The sequence below is a fragment of the Actinosynnema sp. NPDC050436 genome (assembly GCF_040655415.1).
GTDB lineage: Bacteria > Actinomycetota > Actinomycetes > Mycobacteriales > Pseudonocardiaceae > Actinosynnema.
The window spans coordinates 577488-593955 of sequence record NZ_JBFAJV010000002.1; the positions used below are offsets into that span (position 1 = coordinate 577488).

General features: G+C 73.5%; 13 protein-coding genes. 6 read left to right on the forward strand and 7 right to left on the reverse strand.

All coding sequences use genetic code 11. From position 1 onward, the window contains the following. Window positions 1-145 precede the first annotated feature (145 nt). Window positions 146-1297 (forward strand): S8 family peptidase, encoded by a 1152-nt coding sequence (locus tag AB0I60_RS06805; protein WP_360726327.1) that lies wholly within the window; start codon window positions 146-148, stop codon window positions 1295-1297. A gap of 85 nt (window positions 1298-1382) precedes the next feature. Here the strand turns inward: AB0I60_RS06805 and AB0I60_RS06810 are convergent, their stop codons facing one another. Continuing rightward, the gene (locus AB0I60_RS06810) at window positions 1383-1820 is read right to left on the reverse strand and encodes a GNAT family N-acetyltransferase (RefSeq protein WP_360726329.1); all 438 of its coding nucleotides are present in this window, start codon (window positions 1818-1820) and stop codon (window positions 1383-1385) included. A gap of 236 nt (window positions 1821-2056) precedes the next feature. Here AB0I60_RS06810 and AB0I60_RS06815 point away from each other — a divergent pair, with 236 nt between their 5' ends. After that, window positions 2057-3244, forward strand: coding sequence for a S8 family peptidase (locus tag AB0I60_RS06815; protein ID WP_360726331.1), 1188 nt, complete (start codon window positions 2057-2059; stop codon window positions 3242-3244). Between the two features lie 206 nt (window positions 3245-3450). Here AB0I60_RS06815 and AB0I60_RS06820 read toward each other — a convergent pair whose 3' ends face one another. Further along, window positions 3451-4116: a peptidylprolyl isomerase gene (locus AB0I60_RS06820; RefSeq protein ID WP_360726333.1), complete on the reverse strand. Its 666-nt coding sequence runs from the start codon at window positions 4114-4116 to the stop codon at window positions 3451-3453. A 138-nt stretch (window positions 4117-4254) separates the two neighbouring features. On the opposite strand from AB0I60_RS06820, the gene aspS reads away from it, so the two are divergent. The 4 genes from aspS to AB0I60_RS06840 all read left to right on the forward strand — a co-directional run bounded on the left by aspS (window position 4255) and on the right by AB0I60_RS06840 (window position 9319). After that, a complete protein-coding gene (gene aspS / locus AB0I60_RS06825; protein WP_360726335.1) occupies window positions 4255-6045 on the forward strand; it encodes an aspartate--tRNA ligase in 1791 nt (596 codons plus the stop codon). A 118-nt stretch (window positions 6046-6163) separates the two neighbouring features. Continuing rightward, on the forward strand, window positions 6164-7105 hold the full coding sequence (locus AB0I60_RS06830; RefSeq protein WP_360726337.1) for a DUF389 domain-containing protein: 942 nt from the start codon (window positions 6164-6166) through the stop codon (window positions 7103-7105). A 159-nt stretch (window positions 7106-7264) separates the two neighbouring features. Continuing rightward, window positions 7265-8464: a hypothetical protein gene (locus AB0I60_RS06835; RefSeq protein ID WP_360726339.1), complete on the forward strand. Its 1200-nt coding sequence runs from the start codon at window positions 7265-7267 to the stop codon at window positions 8462-8464. 51 nt (window positions 8465-8515) lie between these two features. Further along, window positions 8516-9319, forward strand: a complete 804-nt coding sequence (locus AB0I60_RS06840; RefSeq protein WP_360726340.1) for an SGNH/GDSL hydrolase family protein — start codon at window positions 8516-8518, stop codon at window positions 9317-9319. Here the strand turns inward: AB0I60_RS06840 and AB0I60_RS06845 are convergent. The 5 genes from AB0I60_RS06845 to AB0I60_RS06865 are packed head-to-tail and all read right to left on the reverse strand — an operon-like array spanning window position 9312 to window position 16374. Beyond that, window positions 9312-11123 (reverse strand): glycosyltransferase family 39 protein, encoded by a 1812-nt coding sequence (locus AB0I60_RS06845; RefSeq protein WP_360726342.1) that lies wholly within the window; start codon window positions 11121-11123, stop codon window positions 9312-9314. The genes AB0I60_RS06840 and AB0I60_RS06845 overlap by 8 nt on opposite strands. After that, window positions 11120-12331 (reverse strand): bifunctional glycosyltransferase family 2/GtrA family protein, encoded by a 1212-nt coding sequence (locus AB0I60_RS06850; protein ID WP_360726343.1) that lies wholly within the window; start codon window positions 12329-12331, stop codon window positions 11120-11122. Before AB0I60_RS06850 ends, AB0I60_RS06845 begins: the two co-directional genes overlap by 4 nt. Before the next feature lie 38 nt (window positions 12332-12369). After that, entirely contained in the window at window positions 12370-14142 is a 1773-nt protein-coding gene (locus AB0I60_RS06855; RefSeq protein WP_360726345.1) for a glycosyltransferase family 39 protein, read from the reverse strand. A gap of 23 nt (window positions 14143-14165) precedes the next feature. Next, complete coding sequence (locus tag AB0I60_RS06860) at window positions 14166-15644, reverse strand: HAMP domain-containing sensor histidine kinase (RefSeq protein ID WP_360726347.1); 1479 nt, start codon at window positions 15642-15644, stop codon at window positions 14166-14168. Next, window positions 15622-16374: a response regulator transcription factor gene (locus tag AB0I60_RS06865; protein ID WP_360726348.1), complete on the reverse strand. Its 753-nt coding sequence runs from the start codon at window positions 16372-16374 to the stop codon at window positions 15622-15624. Before AB0I60_RS06865 ends, AB0I60_RS06860 begins: the two co-directional genes overlap by 23 nt. Between the last annotated feature and the right edge of the window lie 94 nt (window positions 16375-16468).

Consider the following 16468-nt stretch of genomic DNA (forward strand, 5'->3'; position numbering starts at 1 on the left):
CCGTGCGGGCGGCAGTGATCGCGCCGCGCGGTGATGTCGGACGAAGGTCCGCGCGGGCGGCGACGTGGTCGTCCGCGCGGTGGTGTTCCACCCCGGGGTGCGCGACCCGCGTCCCGGGTCCTCCTCCCTGCTAAGGAAAACAGCCATGCGCAAGCTCTTGACCGGCCTGGGCGCGACAGCCCTGGCCCTGGGGGTCGTGTCGACACCGGCACTGGCCGAGGGAACGGTGCTGCACGCGAACTCCGCGTCGGCGGTGCCGGGCAGCTACGTCGTGAAGCTCAAGGCGACCGCGTCGGTGGCCGCGCTCGGTGCGCGGTTCGCCGGCGTCGACCGGGTGTTCGCCGGGCCGTTCCACGGGTTCTCCGCACGGCTCGGCGCGGCGCAGGCGCGGCGGCTGGCCGCCGACCCGGCGGTCGAGTACGTCGAGCAGGACCAGGTGGTCCGGGCCTTCGCCGGGGGCGCGGGGGCGTTCGGGCCGACGACGCAGGACAACGCGCCGTGGGGCCTGGACCGGATCGACCAGCGGAAGCTGCCGCTGGACACCAAGTACAGCTACACCACCACCGGGCGCGGCACGACCGCGTACGTCGTCGACACCGGCATCCGGGTCACCCACCAGGAGTTCGGCGGCCGGGCCTGCAACGGGTGGGACGCGGTCGACAAGGACGACGTGGCCCAGGACGACAACGGCCACGGAACCCACGTGGCGGGCCTGATCGCGGGCAAGACCTACGGAGTCGCCAAGCAGGCGCGGGTGTGCGGCGTCCGGGTGCTCAACGGTCAGGGCAGCGGCACCACCGCCGGCGTGGTCGCGGGCATCGACTGGGTCGCGCGCAACGCCGCGAAGCCCGCCGTGGCCAACCTGAGCCTCGGCGGCGGCGCGTCCACCGCGATCGACGACGCCGTGCTGGCGCTGGTCAAGTCCGGCGTGACGGCGTCGGTGACGGCCGGCGGCAGCAACGCCGACGCGGCGAACTACTCGCCGGCGCGGGTGGTCGAGGCGATCACGTCCGGCTCGTCCACGAACACCGACGTGAAGACGTCGTTCTCCAACTACGGCAAGGTCGTGGACGTCTACGCGCCGGGGCAGAGCATCACCTCGGCGTGGCACACCGGGGACGCGGCGACCAACACGCTGAGCGGGACGTCGATGTCGACCGGCTTCGTGTCGGGGGTCGCGCTGCGGTACCTGCAACGCAACCAGACCGCGACACCGGCCCAGGTGCAGGCCCAGATCGTGAAGGAGGCGACCCCGCTGCCGTGGGGCGCGCTGCTGCACTGGCCTGCCGCGCGGTGATGCCGCGAACGTGACGCCGCAGCGGTGACCCCACAGCCGTAGTGCTCGCGCACTGTCGGGGCGACCGGGTGGGGACCGGGTCGGGTCAGACGAGGGCGAGGTCGTGCACCATGACGATCTCGCCCTCGTGCACCTCGCCGGTCTCCACGAAGCCGAACGCCTTGTAGAGGCCGTGCGCGACGGCGTTGCCCGGGACCAGGCTGAGGGTGAGCCGGGTGCGGTTCTCGGCGCGCGCGACGTCGGCGACGGCGGCCAGCCCCTTGCGGCCCAGCCCACGGCCCTGCGCCCGCCGGTCGATCATGTAGCGGACGACGTGCAGGTCGTGCGGGTGCTCCCGGTGCAGCAGGGTGAACCCGACCAGGTCGTCCCCGGAGTACAGCGCCAGCGGTTCCATCCTCGGCCGGTGCACCCACGCGTCCGCGATGGACTTCAGGTTGGTCGCCACGAAGCTCCGCTGCTCTTCGTGGACTTCGAGGGCGATGACGGCTGGGTAGTTGTCCTCGGTGACGGCGTGCAATCGCATGTCGGGACGGTAGCGCGTCGCTTTTACCAGGTCTCCCGGAATTCGGGAAAGCGCTGGTCACGAGAATTCTTCACGCAGCGTGACAACTGGCAATTCTTCGGGCTTGGCCAACCGGGTTCCTGCTGTTTGAGTTGGTGACTGTCAGCGAAGTCAAGGTGGCCCAGCGTCACGCCCGCCCCCTGCGCACGTCCCGGTGGGCGCGGTGCCGGACCACCGCTCCGAGAACGGAAGACTCCATGCGACAGTCACGACACGTCCGGTTCCTGGCCGGCGTCGGGGTCGCGGCGATGACCGCCGCCGCGTCCACCCTGCTCGCGTCCCCCGCGCAGGCAGCCGAGGGCGAGATCCGGGCCGCGGACGCGGCCGAGAAGGTGCACAACAGCTTCATCGTGAAGCTGAAGGACGGCTCGGCGGACTCCGCCGCGTCGTTGGCCGCGCGCTACGGCGGCCAGGTCGAGCGCGTGTTCAGCAACTCGCTCAACGGTTTCACCGTGACGCTGCCGGAGTCGGCGGCGAAGCGCCTGGCGGCCAACCCGGCCGTCGAGTACGTCGAGCAGGACCAGGTCTTCCACGTCTCGGCGACGCAGACCAACCCGCCGTCGTGGGGCCTGGACCGGATCGACCAGAAGAACCTGCCGCTGGACCAGAAGTACAGCTACACCTCCACCGGCACCGGCGTGAACGTGTACGTCGTGGACACCGGCGTGCGGGTCAGCCACTCCACCTTCGGCGGCCGGGCCAGGAACGGCTTCGACGCGGTCGACAACGACAACGTCGCCCAGGACGGCCACGGCCACGGCACGCACGTCGCCGGCACCATCGCCGGCAGCCAGTACGGCGTGGCGAAGGGCGCGACGATCTACGGCGTGCGCGTGCTGGACAACGCCGGCAGCGGCACCACCGCCGGCGTCGTCGCGGGCATCGACTGGGTGACCAAGAACCACGTCAAACCGGCCGTGGCGAACCTGAGCCTCGGCGGCGGCGCGTCCACGGCGATCGACGGCGCGGTGCGCAAGTCGATCCAGGCGGGCGTCACCTACGCGATCGCGGCGGGCAACAGCAACACCAACGCGGGCAGCACCTCGCCCGCCCGCGTCACCGAGGCCATCACGGTCGGCGCGACCGAGAAGAACGACGCCCGCGCGAGCTACTCCAACTACGGTTCGGTGCTCGACATCTTCGCCCCGGGCTCCGGCATCACGTCGTCCTGGAACACCTCCGACTCCGCGACCAACACCATCTCGGGCACCTCGATGGCCACGCCGCACGTGGCCGGCGCGGCGGCCCGCTACCTGCAGAACAACCGCTCGGCCACGCCCGCCCAGGTCGCGTCCTACCTGGTGGGCCAGTCGACCTCGGGCAAGGTGACCAGCCCGGGTTCCGGCTCGCCGAACCGGCTGCTGTACCTGGCGCCCAGCGCCTGATCGCCCAGCGCCTGATCGCCCAGCGCCTGATCGCACGAGCTTGATCGCACGAGCTTGATCGTCGGCGCCTGATCCCGAGGCACCGCACAGCGGAGGCCGCTCCCGGAACCACTCCGGGGGCGGCCTCCGCCTCTGTCGTGCAGACCGTCACCGGGCCTCCGGCACGTTCCCGCGCCCACCGCCGGCCCGGCAGTGGAGGACGCGGCTCACTTCACCTCGGCCTCGGTGAACCGCAGCTCCTTGAGCGGCGTGCCGTCCGTCGCGCTGTTCGTCGGGGTGATGCCCCCGGCCGCCACCCGGTCGACGACGTCGAGCCCCTTGGTGACCTTGCCGATCACCGGGAAGTAGGCGGGGAAGTCGCTGTCCTTGTAGACGATGAAGAACTGGCTGCCGTTCGTGCCCGGCGTCCCCTTGTTCGCCATGCCGACCACGCCGCGCTTGTAGCCGCCGGTCCGGGCGTCGGGGTCGTCGAAGCGGTAGCCGGGCCCGCCCACCCCGCTCGTGGTGGGGTCGCCGCACTGGATGATCCAGATCCCGTCGGTGACCAGGCGGTGGCACGAGCTGCCCCGGTAGAAGCGCTGGTCGACCAGGTGCCGGAAGCTGTGCACGGAGCACGGCGCGTACGCCGCCTCCAGCGTGAGCTCCAGGTCGCCCAGCGCGCTGCCCAGGCGCACCACGACCTGGCCGCCGGCCGGCACGGCGCTGCCCGACGGTCGTGCGACCACCTTGTCGCCGTCCTCCCCGGAGGTGTAGGCGCACTCGGTGGTGGGCACCTCGGGCAACGGTCCCGCGACCGGCCTGCCCTGGACCGAGGCGGTGCAGCCGCCCGTCAGCAGGACCAGCAGGGCGCTCACCAGCAGGCGTCTGACCACCGCGTGATCATAGGCACCGGCGGCGGCGCGGCGGGGGCTCCAGGCAAACCTGGTGGCGGGTTCCGGGAGGTCGTTGGCTAGCCTTGACGACCGAGCGACGTTCAGCTATCCCCTTGCGACCTGAGGAGTGCAGTACCCGTGATGCGCACGCACGAGGCCGGGACGCTCCGCGCCGAGCACGCCGGGCAGTCCGTCACCCTGACCGGGTGGGTGGCCCGCAGGCGCGATCACGGCGGCGTGATCTTCATCGACTTCCGGGACGCCTCGGGGATCGCGCAGGTGGTCTTCCGCGAGGGCGAGATGGCCGAGCGCGCCCACCGGCTGCGCTCCGAGTTCGTGGTGAAGGTCGTCGGCGAGGTCACCCTGCGGCCCGAGGGCAGCGAGAACCCCGACCTGCCCACGGGCGCGATCGAGGTCTACGCCTCGTCGCTGGAGGTGCTCAACGAGTCCGCGCCGCTGCCCTTCCAGCTCGACGACCACCTGGAGGTCGGCGAGGAGACCCGCCTGCGGCACCGCTACCTCGACTTGCGCCGCTCCGGCCCGGCCAAGGCGATCCGGCTGCGCAGCGAGGCGAGCCGCATCGCGCGCGACGTGCTGCACGCGGAGAACTTCGTGGAGGTGGAGACCCCCACGCTCACCCGGTCCACGCCCGAGGGCGCGCGCGACTTCGTGGTGCCCGCGCGGCTGCGCCCCGGCTCCTGGTACGCGCTGCCGCAGTCGCCGCAGCTGTTCAAGCAGTTGCTGATGGTGGGCGGCCTGGAGCGGTACTACCAGATCGCGCGCTGCTACCGGGACGAGGACTTCCGCGCCGACCGGCAGCCGGAGTTCACCCAGCTCGACATCGAGATGAGCTTCGTCGAGCAGGACGACGTCATCGCGCTGGCCGAGAAGATCCTGCACGGGCTGTGGAGCGGGCTGGCGGGCCACGAGATCCCGCTGCCGATCCGCCGGATGACCTTCGCCGAGGCGATGGCCAAGTACGGCACGGACAAGCCGGACCTCCGCTTCGGGCTGGAGCTGACCGAGCTGACCGAGTACTTCCGGGAGACGCCGTTCCGCGTCTTCCAGGCCCCGTACGTGGGCGCGGTCGTCATGCCCGGCGGCGCGGACCAGCCCCGGCGCACGCTCGACGCGTGGCAGGAGTGGGCGAAGCAGCGCGGCGCGCGCGGCCTGGCGTACGTGCTGGTCGGCGAGGACGGCACGCTGTCCGGCCCGGTCGCCAAGAACCTCTCCGAGGCGGAGCGGGCCGGGCTGGCCGAGGCGGTCGGCGCGAAGCCGGGCGACTGCGTGTTCTTCGGCGCGGGCGAGCCGGACGGCGCGCGCGCGCTGCTCGGCGCGGCGCGCGTGGAGATCGCCCAGCGCACCGGGCTGGTCGAGGAGGGCACCTGGTCGTTCGTGTGGGTCGTGGACGCGCCCATGTTCGAGGCCGTGGACAAGATCGGCGACGACATCGCGCTCGGCTCCGGCCAGTGGACGGCGCTGCACCACGCGTTCACCTCGCCGAACGCCGAGTGGATCGACAAGTTCGAGACCGACCCGGGCAACGCCCTCGCCTACGCCTACGACATCGTCTGCAACGGCAACGAGATCGGCGGCGGGTCGATCCGGATCCACCGCGCCGACGTGCAGCAGAAGGTCTTCGAGATCATGGGCATCGGCCCGGAGGAGGCCCAGGAGCAGTTCGGCTTCCTGCTCGACGCCTTCAAGTACGGCGCCCCGCCGCACGGCGGCATCGCGTTCGGCTGGGACCGGATCACCATGCTGCTGGCCGGCGCGGACTCGATCCGCGAGGTCATCGCCTTCCCGAAGTCCGGCGGCGGCTACGACCCGCTGACCTCCGCGCCCGCGCCGATCTCGGCCCAGCAGCGCAAGGAGGCCGGGGTCGACGCCAAGCCCCAGGAGCCGAAGGGCCAGGACGCCAAGGCGTAGCCCCGTCCGCTGCGTGACGGCCGCTCCCGGGTGCTGCCCGGGGGCGGCCGACCCGTTCCCGGGAGTTTCCGGCGGTGGGCCTCGGCACGGCTGCGGGTGGTCGGGCACGATTGTGGCCATGTTGCACCTGCGGGCCGTGTGCCCGGTCGACGTCACCGACGAGGTGCTGGCCGTGCTGAAGGAGCACCCCGGCGTCACGCACGTCGTGCTGCTGCCCGGTGCCGCCCTCGAGCCGGCCGGCGACGTCGTGGAGGCCGACCTCGCCCGGGAGGCCACCGACGACGTGCTCTCCGCGCTGTGCGGGCTCGGCGTCGACCGCACCGGCGGCGTCACGCTGGAGCAGATCGACACCGCGCTGTCCGACGCCGCCGACCGGGCCGAGGAGGCCGCGCCGGGCGAGGCGGCCGACGCCGTGGTGTGGGAGGAGCTGCTCGCCCGCACGGGCGAGGAGTCGCGGCTCAACGCCACCTTCCTGTCGTTCCTGACCATCGCGTGCCTGCTGGCGGCGGTGGGCGTGGTCACCGACTCGCCGGTCACGATCGTCGGCGCGATGGTCGTCGGGCCCGAGTTCGGGCCGCTGGCGGCGGTCGCGGTCGGCCTGGTGCTGCGGCGCTGGGACCTGGTGCGACGGGCCGGGCTGGCGCTCGCCGTCGGGTTCCCGGTGGCGATGGTGGTGACCTTCGGCGCGGCGGTCGTCGGCTCCTACACGACGCTGTTCGACCGGGACATGGTGCTCGCCGCCCACCAGGTGGACTTCGTGTTCCAGGTCGGCCCGTTCTCGCTGATCGTGGCGCTGCTGGCGGGCGCGGCCGGGATGCTCTCGATGACCTCGGCCAAGTCGGCTGCGCTGGTCGGCGTCTTCATCTCGGTCACCACCGTGCCCGCCGCCGGGTTCGCGGCCATCGCGGCCGTGCTGGGGGAGTGGGCGATCTGCGGTTCTTCGGTACTCCAACTGGCGGTCAACCTGGTGGGTGTCGTGGTGGCCGCCGCCGGGGTGCTCGCGCTGCGCAACCGGCGCAGCCGGACCCGTGACCTGGGACGACCGCTGTCCAACGGCTGACCCGCGCCGCCTTTCCCGCCCAGTGGGACGGCTGTGCCACGGTGCTGACTTGGTTGCAGTATCGACAAGTGGTGGTCGAACCGTGCATATGAGCACTACCGTCACGGTGCCCGGACGGGTTCTGTCAGGTCGGTGGCCACCGGGGTAGGGTCGGAGGGGATGAGCGTGGAGATCACCGCCGGCCCAGCGGACGTCGACGACGCGGCCCGCTCCGACGTGCTCGCGGCGGTGGCCGCCGCCGAATCGGTGCTGAGCGGGCGCTTCGGCGCGGCGGTGCGGCTGGCCGACCCCGAACGCCTCGGCGGCTCCGGCCGGTCCGTGGTCGTCCGGGTCCGGGTGGCGGCCACGCCGTTCTCGCTGCCCCGCACGCTCGTGGTCAAGCGCTACCCCTCCGCCGTGGCCGACCGCGACCCGTTCGCGCACGAGGCCGTCTCGCACAAGCTGCTCACCGCGCTGCCCGGCGAGGACCGGCTCACGCCGGAGCTGGTCGCCCAGGACAACGGCGAGCGGCTGGTCGTGCTCGAGGACCTGGGCAAGGCGCCCCGCCTGGCCGAGAAGCTGCTCGGCCCCGACGCGCGGGCCGCCGAGCGCGGGCTGCTGTCGTGGGCGCACGCGATGGGCCGGCTGCACGCCACCACGGCGGGCCGGGACGCGGACTTCGACGCCCTGATGCGCCGCCAGGGCAGCCAGTGCTGCGCCGACCCGATCGCGGTCGACGTGCACACCGCCCTGGCCGGGCTGCCGGGGCTGCTCGTTGAATCGTTGGAAGTCGGGACGCCGCCCGCCGTGGTGGAGTTCGCGCAGCGGGCGGCCCGGGGGTTCGTCACGTCCCGGCGGCGCGCGTTCAGCCCGTCCACGTCCTGCCCGGACAACCACCTGGTGACCAGCAAGGGCGTGCGGTTCCTCGACTTCGAGGGCGGGTGCGTGCGCGACATCGTGTTCGACGCGGCGTGCCTGCGGGTGCCGTTCCCGTCGTGCTGGTGCGCCTACGGCCTGCCCGCCGGGATGTCGGAGGCGATGCTGGCCGCGTGGCGGGCCGAGGTCGGCTCGGTGTGGCCGGACCTGGACGACGACGCGGTGTTCCTGCCCCGGCTGCTGGAGTCCCAGCTGCTGTGGGTGTGGCTGGCCACCTGGCGCGGGCTGCCCGGCCTGGACGCGGCGCTGCCGTCCGGCCACCGGCCGCTGGACTCGCCGCCGCGCGACACGGTGCTCACCTCGCGGTGGGTGCGGTTGCGCTCGGACGCGCTGGCGCTGGGCGTGAAGCCGGTCGCCGCGCACGCCGAGGCGGTGATCGCGGCGCTGCTGTCCCGGTTCGGCCCGCAGGCGGCGGAACTGCCGCTGTACCCGGCCTTCCGGTAGCGTTCCGCCGGCCGTTCCCGGGCGGACACGTCCCTGCGCCAAGGTCGTCGGGTGGTCAAAGCGGTGCGGAGCCTGGTGGTCCTGGGCGACTCGACGGCGGTCGGGATCGGCGACCCGGTCCGGGGCGGGTGGCGCGGCGTGGGCCCGCTGCTCGCGGCGGCGTTCCCGGGCGTGCGCTACGCGAACCCGTCCTTCCCCGGCGCGCGGGTCGCGTCGGTCCGGTCCGAGCAGCTACCGGCCGCCCTGCGGGCCGCGCCCGACGCGGCGGTGCTGCTGGTCGGCATGAACGACACCCTGCGCGCCGACTTCGACGCCGTCCGGCTGCACGAGGACCTGGACGCGGTCGTCGGCGGGCTGGTGGCGGTGGGCGCGTCCGTGGTGACCGTGCGGTTCCACGACCACGGCCGGGTGTTCCGGATGCCGGGCGCGCTGCGCCGGGCGCTGTCCGCGCGGATCGCCGAGCTGAACGAGGTGGTCGACACCGTCGTGCGGCGGCACGGCGTGGGGTGCGTCGACCTGGACCTGATGGACGGCGCGTACGCGCTGGAGACGTGGGCCGTAGACCGGCTGCACCCGTCCGAGCTGGGGCACCGGAGGCTGGCGCGGGCGTTCGCGCAGCGGCTGGCGGAGCAGGGCTGCGCGGTGCCGCACCCGGTGAGCCTGGAGTGCACCGGGGGGCTGCGGGTCACGCCGCTGCACCACCTGGCGTGGCTGGTGTTCAAGGGCGTCCCGTGGCTGTGCCGGCGGGGTCGGGAGTTCCTGCCCCACGCGGCGGTGCTCGTGTACCGGTCGTGGGCGGGCGGGGCGGCGGCCGGCGACCACCGCCCCGTGCAGGCGTACCGGCGTCCTAGCTGAGCCGGTAGACCGTCGAGCCGCCGACCGTGGTCGCCGTGAAGTTGTCGGCCACCCAGTCCCCGATCTCGGTGCTGCCGCCGCCGGGACCGCTCATCCGCCCGCCCGACACGTAGTAGCCGACCCGGCCGTCGGCCACGTACTGCCGGAACTCCTCCAGCGTGGGCGCGGGATCGCCGCCGCTCCAGCCGCCGATGCCGATCACCGCCTTGCCGCTGGCCAGCGACAGGCCCGCTGCCGCCTGCGCGCTGGGCGTGGCCGCCGCCCACGTGCCGGTGGTGGCCCGGAGCAGGTCCGCCAGCTCGTCGGACGCGCCGCCCTCGTCGCCCATGCCGCCTCCCGCGCCACCGGAGTAGGCGGCCGGCCCGGACATCGGGATCGATCCGGAGTGCGTGGCGGCGGCCGTCGCCACACCGAACGCCGCCGACGGGAGCAGCGCCGTGGCCACCGCGAGCGCTGCCGTCCGCCGCACGCCCACCACGATCGCCGTGGCGACCACGACGGCCGCCCCGGCCACGACCCACCGCAGGGCGGGCATCCACCCCGGGTACCGGTCCAGCAGCGCGAAGCCCCAGAACCCGGCCGCCGCGACCACCACCGCGAGCGACACCCGCACCGGCAGGTGCGCCCGACCGCGCCACATCTCCCGGCCGGCGATGGCCACGATCGCGGCCACTCCCGGCGCGACCGCGACCGTGTAGTACGGGTGCGTGATGCCGCTCATGAAGCTGAACACCACGCCGTTCACCAGCACCCACGTGCCCCACAGCAGCAACGCGGCCCGCGTGCGGTCGGTGCGCGGCGCGCGGCGGGTGAACCACAGGCCCGCCACCAGGCCGACGACCGCCGCCGGCAGCAGCCAGGAGATCTCCGCGCCCATGCTCGCCCCGAACAGCCGGTCCACGCCCGTGCTGCCGCCGAACCCGATGTTGCCGTTGCCCGCGCCCACGACGACGCCCGTGCCGCCGCCGGCCCGCCCGCCGCCGAAGATCCGGCCGAGGCCGTTGTAGCCCATCGCCAACTGCCACAGCGAGTCGTTCGACGACCCGCCGACGTACGGGCGGGACGCGGTCGGCCACAGCTCGACCAGCGCGACGAACCAGCCCGCCGACACGACCACCGCGACCCCCGCCCCGGCCAGGTGCAGCAGGCGTTTGCCCAGCGCGGTGGGCGCGGCCACCAGGTACGCCACGGCGAACGCCGGCAGCACCAGGAACGCCTGGCCCATCTTGGTCAGGAAGGCGAAGCCGATCGCCACGCCGGCCAGCGCCAACCACTTCCAGGACGCCTTCTCCAGCGCCCGGACCGTGCAGTGCGCGCCGGCCACCATCAGCAGCACCAGCAGCGCGTCCGGCAGGTTGAACCGGAACATCAGCACGGTCACCGGGGTCACCGCGAGCGCGGCACCGGCCAGCAGCCCGGCGACCGGCCCGGAGGTGCGCTTGACGGTGGCGTGCAGCAGCCACACCGCGAGCACGCCCTCGACCGCCTGCGGTGCCAGCACCGTCCAGGAGGAGAACCCGAACAGCCGGGCGGCCAGCCCGCTCACCCACAGCGCGGCGGGCGGCTTGTCCACGGTGATCACCCCGCCCGCGTCCAGCCCGCCGAACAGCCAGGCCGTCCAGCTCTGCGCCCCGGCCTGGGTGGCGGCGGCGTAGTAGGCGTTGCCCCAGCCGGAGTCGGCGAGGCCCCACAGGTAGAGCGCGGCGGTGCCGACGAGCAGCACGACCAGCGCCGGCGTGGTCCAGGAGCGGCGCGGGGCCGGCGTGGTCGGGGCCGGCGCGGGTGCCGCGAGGGTGGCGGTCATGAGGTGGACTCCAGGGGACGGTTCCGGAAGACCCAGTTGCGCAGCAACAGGAATCGCAGGACGGTGGCGAGGAGGTTGGCGCCCACGACGGTGGCCGACTCGGCCGGGCCGCCGGGGGAGGAGAAGTGGTGCAGCGCGGCCAGCGCGCCGCTGGTGAGGCCGAGGCCCAGGGCGAACACCAGCAGCCCTCCGCACTGGTGCCGGCCCGCTCCGCGACCGCCCCGGACGCCGAAGGTGAAGCGCCGGTTGGCGGCCGTGTTCCCGACCGCCGTGACGAGCAGCGCCACCAGGTTCGCGCCCTGCGCGCCCATCCCGCCGCGCAGCAGCAGGAACAGCACCAGGTAGGCCAGCGTGCTGGCGACGCCGACCGCGCCGAAGCGGACCAGTTGCCGGAACAGCCCGCGCGGCACCCCGGGCGTCACCGGCTCCAGCGGCGTGCGCCCCAATTGGGCCCGCAGCTCGCCGACGGGTATCCGCCCGGACACCAGCCCGCGCGCGACCCGGGCGACGCCCTTGAGGTCGGCGACCGCCGTGGACACGATGTCGACCCGGCTGTCGGGGTCGTCCACCCAGTCGACCGGCACCTCGTGGATGCGCGCCCCGGCGCGCTCGGCCAGCACCAGCAGCTCGGTGTCGAAGAACCACCCGGTGTCCTCGACGTGCGGGAGCAGCCGCTGCGCGACGTCGGCCCGGATCGCCTTGAACCCGCACTGCGCGTCGGAGAACCGGGCGGCCAGCGCACCGCGCAGGATCAGGTTGTAGCACCGCGAGATGAACTCCCGCGTGGGCCCGCGCACCACCCGCGCGCCGCGCGCCAGCCGGCTGCCGATGGCCACGTCGGAGTGCCCGGAGATCAGCGGCGCGACCAGCGGGGCGAGCGCCGCCAGGTCGGTCGACAGGTCGACGTCCATGTAGGCCAGCACCTGCGCGTCGGACGCGGACCACACGGCGGACAGCGCCCGCCCACGGCCCTTCTCCGGCAGGTGGACCGAGACCACCTCGGCGAACTCCTCGGCCAGGGCCCGCGCGACCGCCCGCGTGCCGTCCGTGCTGGCGTTGTCGGCGACGGTGATCCGGAACCGGTAGGGGAAAGTCCGCGCCAGGACGGCGTGCAGCTCGCGCACGCACGGCGCGAGGTCCCTTTCCTCGTTGTACACGGGGACGACCACGTCGAGCACGGGGGTCGTCGTGAGCGTGGCGAGCGTCATGGCCGTAGCCTCGGGGGCCGGCCTGGGTACCGGGTGTGTCATCGCTGTGCACCCGCTGTGAGGTCGTAGGTGACGACACCGCCGACGGTCCGCGCGGTGAAGGTGTCGGCCACCCACTCCGCGATCCGCGCCGAGGCGTCGGACCCGGTCTCGGCGGGCATCCCGGCACCGCCGAGGAAGTAGTGCACCTGTCCACTCCGGACCAACGCCTGGAACTCTCCCAGCGCGGGGGCGGGATCGGTGCCGTTGAAGCCGCCCACCGCCATCACCGGCACCCCGCTGCCCAACTGGTACCCGGCCGCGTTGTTCGACCCGACCGCCGCAGCCGCCCACCGGTACTTCCCGCTGTTGACCCGGAGCAGCGCCACCAGCTCGGCGTCCGGCACGGGAGCGCTGAGCAACCCGCCGAAGCCCCCACCGGGCCCGAACACCACCGTCCCGCCACCGCGCCGCGCGCCGTTCTCCGGGCCGGCACTGGGAATGGCACCGGAATGCGTGGTGGACGCCGTGGCGACCGAGTACGCGCCGGGCCCCAGCAACGCCGCGACCACGGCCACCGGCACCACGACCACCTCCGGTGCGACCGAGGACAGGAACACCCCCACCGCGCCCAGCAGCCCCAGCACCAGGACGGTGACGGCCAGTTCGGAGGACCAGCCCAGCAGCAGCAGGTAGCACTGCAACGCCGTCACGGCCAGCGCGCCGGAAAGTGCCGCAGCGGCAGCGGGTTCCGCCCGTCGTCGCCACAGCACCACCGACCCGATGCCGATGATCGCGCCGATCGCGGGTGCCAGCGCCACGGTGTAGTAGGCGTGGATGATCCCGCTCATGAAGCTGAACACCGAGGCGGTGACCACCAACCACCCGCCCCACAGCCCCAACCCGACCCGTTCGCGCCGGCCACCGGCCCACAGCCCGGCCACCAGCAGCACCACGGCGGTGGGCAGCAACCAGGCGATCTGGCTGCCCATCTCGGCCCCGAGCAGCCGGCTCCACCCGGTGGCACCCCACCCGCCCCCGCCGCCCACGCTGCCGACCTCGTCGCCGGTCAACCGGCCGAGGCCGTTGTACCCCAACGCCAGTTCGAGCACCGAGTTCGTCTGCGAGCCGCCGATGAACGGCCGGGCGGAAGCCGGCACCAGCTCCACCACCAGCACCCACCAGCCACCCGCGACGACCACCGCGCCCAGCGCGCCCGCCAGGTGGGCAGCCTTCCGCCACACCGCCCCGCGCGCCGCCACCAGGTACACCGCGCCGAACGCGGGCAGCACCAGGAACGCCTGGAGCATCTTCGCCAGGAACGCGAACCCCACCGCGACCCCGGCCAGCGCCAGCCACCTCCCCGACGTCGCCTCGACCGCCCGCACCGTGCAGTAGGCCCCGGCCACCAGCAGCAGCACCAGCAGCGCGTCGGGGTTGTTGAACCGGAACATCAGCACCGCGACCGGCGTCAGCGCCAGGACCGCACCCGCGATCAACCCGGCCGCGCGCCCCGCGACCCGCCGGACCGCCGCGTGCAGCAGCCACACGCTGCCCACGCCCATCAGCGCCTGCGGGACCAGGACGCTCCACGGGTTCACGCCGAACAGCCGGGCGGACAGGCCCATCACCCACACCGAGGCGGGTGCCTTGTCGACGGTGATGGCACCGGACGGGTCGGTGGCCCCGTAGAACCAGGCCGACCAGCTCTCCGCCCCCGCCTGGGCGGCGGCGGAGTAGTAGGCGTTGGCCCAGCCGGAGTCGCCCAGGCGCCACAGGTAGAGGACCGCCGTCCCGACCAGCAACAGCAACAGGGGTAGTCGCGCTCGCATACCCCGGAGCCTGGCGGCCGTGCCTAGGCGGTCGTTGTGCCTCGCCTGTGAGCAGCCTGTGCGCCCGGCAGCCGCACCGCGAACCGGGTGCGGCCGGGCCGGCTCTCCACCGACACCCCACCCCCGTGCGCCGCCACGACGGCCGACACGATCGACAACCCGAGCCCGGTCGACCCGGCCGCCCGCGACCGGGAGGTGTCCCCGCGCGAGAATCGCTCGAACACCTCGCCCTGGAGCTCCGGGGGGATGCCGGGCCCGTCGTCCAGCACCGCCAGCACGACGTCGTCGCCGTCGGGACCGAGCGAGGTGGTCACCGTCGTCCCGGCCGGGGTGTGCACCCGGGCGTTGGACAGCAGGTTCACCAGCACCTGCTGCAACTTGTGCCCGTCACCCGGCACGGTCACCGGCTCCGGCGGCAGCTCCAGCCGCCAGTCGTGCTCGGGCCCGGCGATCCGGGCGTCGCTCACGCTGTCCACCACGACCCGGGACAGGTCCACCGCGTCCCGGCCCAGCGGGCGTCCGGCGTCCAACCGCGCCAGCAGCAGCAGGTCCTCCACCAGCGACGTCATCCGCACGGCCTCGGACTCGACCCGGCGCATGGCGTGCCCGACCTCCGCCGGCACGTCCTTGCCGCTGCGGCGCGTCAGCTCCGCGTACCCCCGGATCGCGGCCAACGGCGTGCGCAGCTCGTGGCTGGCGTCGGCGACGAACTGGCGCACCCGCGTCTCGCTCGCGTGCCGCGCGGACAGCGCCTGCCCGACGTGGTCGAGCATCGAGTTCAACGCCAGCCCGACCTGCCCCACCTCGGTGTCGGGGTTGGCGTCACCGGCCGGCACCCGCTCGGCGAGCGCGACTTCCCCCTCGTGCAGCGGGAGTTCGGCCACCCGCCCGGCCGTCGCGGCCACCCTCTCCAACGGCCGCAACGTCCTGCGGATGATCAACGCACCGGCCAACGACACCGCGACCAGCCCGGCCAGCGCCACCCCGCCGACGATGAACGCCATCCGCAGCACCACGGAGTCCACATCGGACATGGGCAGCCCGGTCACCATCACCGTCCCGTCCCGCGCCCGCACCGCCACCACCCGGTACTCACCGAGGTCGGCGCCGAGGTGGACGGTCCGGGCCCGCGCGTCGGTCGGGACCGACGCGAGCGCCCGCACGTCGTCCGCCACCAGCTCGTCGGGGGAGTCCCGGTCCGGCAGGATGCGGGCCCCGTCGACCCCCGACGCCCGGAAGAACACCACCATCGTCCCCGGCGAGAACCCGGGCCGGTCGAGCGGCCCGCCGGGCACCATGCCGGGCAGCGGCGGCGGCCCACCCCGCTCCAGCCGCCGCGACGCCTCGTCCAGCCGCTGGTCGAGCTGGTTGACCTGGAAGTCGCGCAGCGCGAACACGCTCACGACCCCGATGCCCGCGCACACGATGGCGATCAGCACCACCTGCTCGACGATCAGCCGCGTGCGCAGCGGCCAGCGCTCAGGGTGCAGGCTTGAGGACATACCCGGCACCCCGCATGGTGTGGATCATCGGCGCGCGCCCGACGTCGATCTTCTTGCGCAGGTAGGAGATGTACAGCTCCACGATGTTGGCCTGCCCGCCGAAGTCGTAGCTCCACACCCGGTCCAGGATCTGGGCCTTGCTCAACACCCGCTTGGGGTTGCGCATCAAGAACCGCAGCAACTCGAACTCGGTGGCGGTCAACTCGACCGACACCCCGCCCCGCCGGACCTCGCGCGTCTCCTCGTCGAGCACCAGGTCCCCGACCACGAGTTCGGTCCCGGCGCTCGCCTCGGCGACCCCGGCCCGCCGCAGCAACCCGCGCAGCCGCAGGACCACCTCCTCCAGGCTGAACGGCTTGGTGACGTAGTCGTCGCCCCCGGCCGTCAACCCCGCGATGCGGTCCTCGACGGCATCCTTGGCGGTGAGGAACAGCACCGGCAGCACGGGCGCGTCGGCCCGCATCCGCCGCAGCACCTCCAGCCCGTCGAAGTCGGGCAGCATCACGTCCAGCACGACGACGTCGGGCCGGAACTCCCGCGCCACCCGCACGGCGGAAGTCCCGTCGAGCGCGGTGCGGACCTCCCACTTCTCCATCCGCAGGGCCATGGACATCAACTCGGCCAAAGTGGACTCGTCGTCGACCACGAGAACCCGAACCGGACTCCCGTCGGCCCGCCGAAGCCCAGGACCACCCACCGCGCGCATACCCCGATCGTCACCGGCCACCATGAGCCCACCCTGTGCCACCCCTGTGTACCACCTGTGAACACACCAGGCAGAACACCCACCCCCCGCCCGAACGACAACCCAGCTCCCGTCTCTT

Bases quoted from the DNA above. Each gene is read 5' to 3' on its own strand.
- AB0I60_RS06805 (WP_360726327.1), top strand. From the start codon at position 146: ATGCGCAAGCTCTTGACCGGCCTGGGCGCGACAGCCCTGGCCCTGGGG.
- AB0I60_RS06810 (WP_360726329.1), bottom strand. From the start codon at position 1,820: ATGCGATTGCACGCCGTCACCGAGGACAACTACCCAGCCGTCATCGCC.
- AB0I60_RS06815 (WP_360726331.1), top strand. From the start codon at position 2,057: ATGCGACAGTCACGACACGTCCGGTTCCTGGCCGGCGTCGGGGTCGCG.
- AB0I60_RS06830 (WP_360726337.1), top strand. From the start codon at position 6,164: ATGTTGCACCTGCGGGCCGTGTGCCCGGTCGACGTCACCGACGAGGTG.
- AB0I60_RS06835 (WP_360726339.1), top strand. From the start codon at position 7,265: ATGAGCGTGGAGATCACCGCCGGCCCAGCGGACGTCGACGACGCGGCC.
- AB0I60_RS06845 (WP_360726342.1), bottom strand. From the start codon at position 11,123: ATGACCGCCACCCTCGCGGCACCCGCGCCGGCCCCGACCACGCCGGCC.
- AB0I60_RS06850 (WP_360726343.1), bottom strand. From the start codon at position 12,331: ATGACGCTCGCCACGCTCACGACGACCCCCGTGCTCGACGTGGTCGTC.
- AB0I60_RS06855 (WP_360726345.1), bottom strand. From the start codon at position 14,142: ATGCGAGCGCGACTACCCCTGTTGCTGTTGCTGGTCGGGACGGCGGTC.
- AB0I60_RS06860 (WP_360726347.1), bottom strand. From the start codon at position 15,644: ATGTCCTCAAGCCTGCACCCTGAGCGCTGGCCGCTGCGCACGCGGCTG.
- AB0I60_RS06865 (WP_360726348.1), bottom strand. From the start codon at position 16,374: ATGGTGGCCGGTGACGATCGGGGTATGCGCGCGGTGGGTGGTCCTGGG.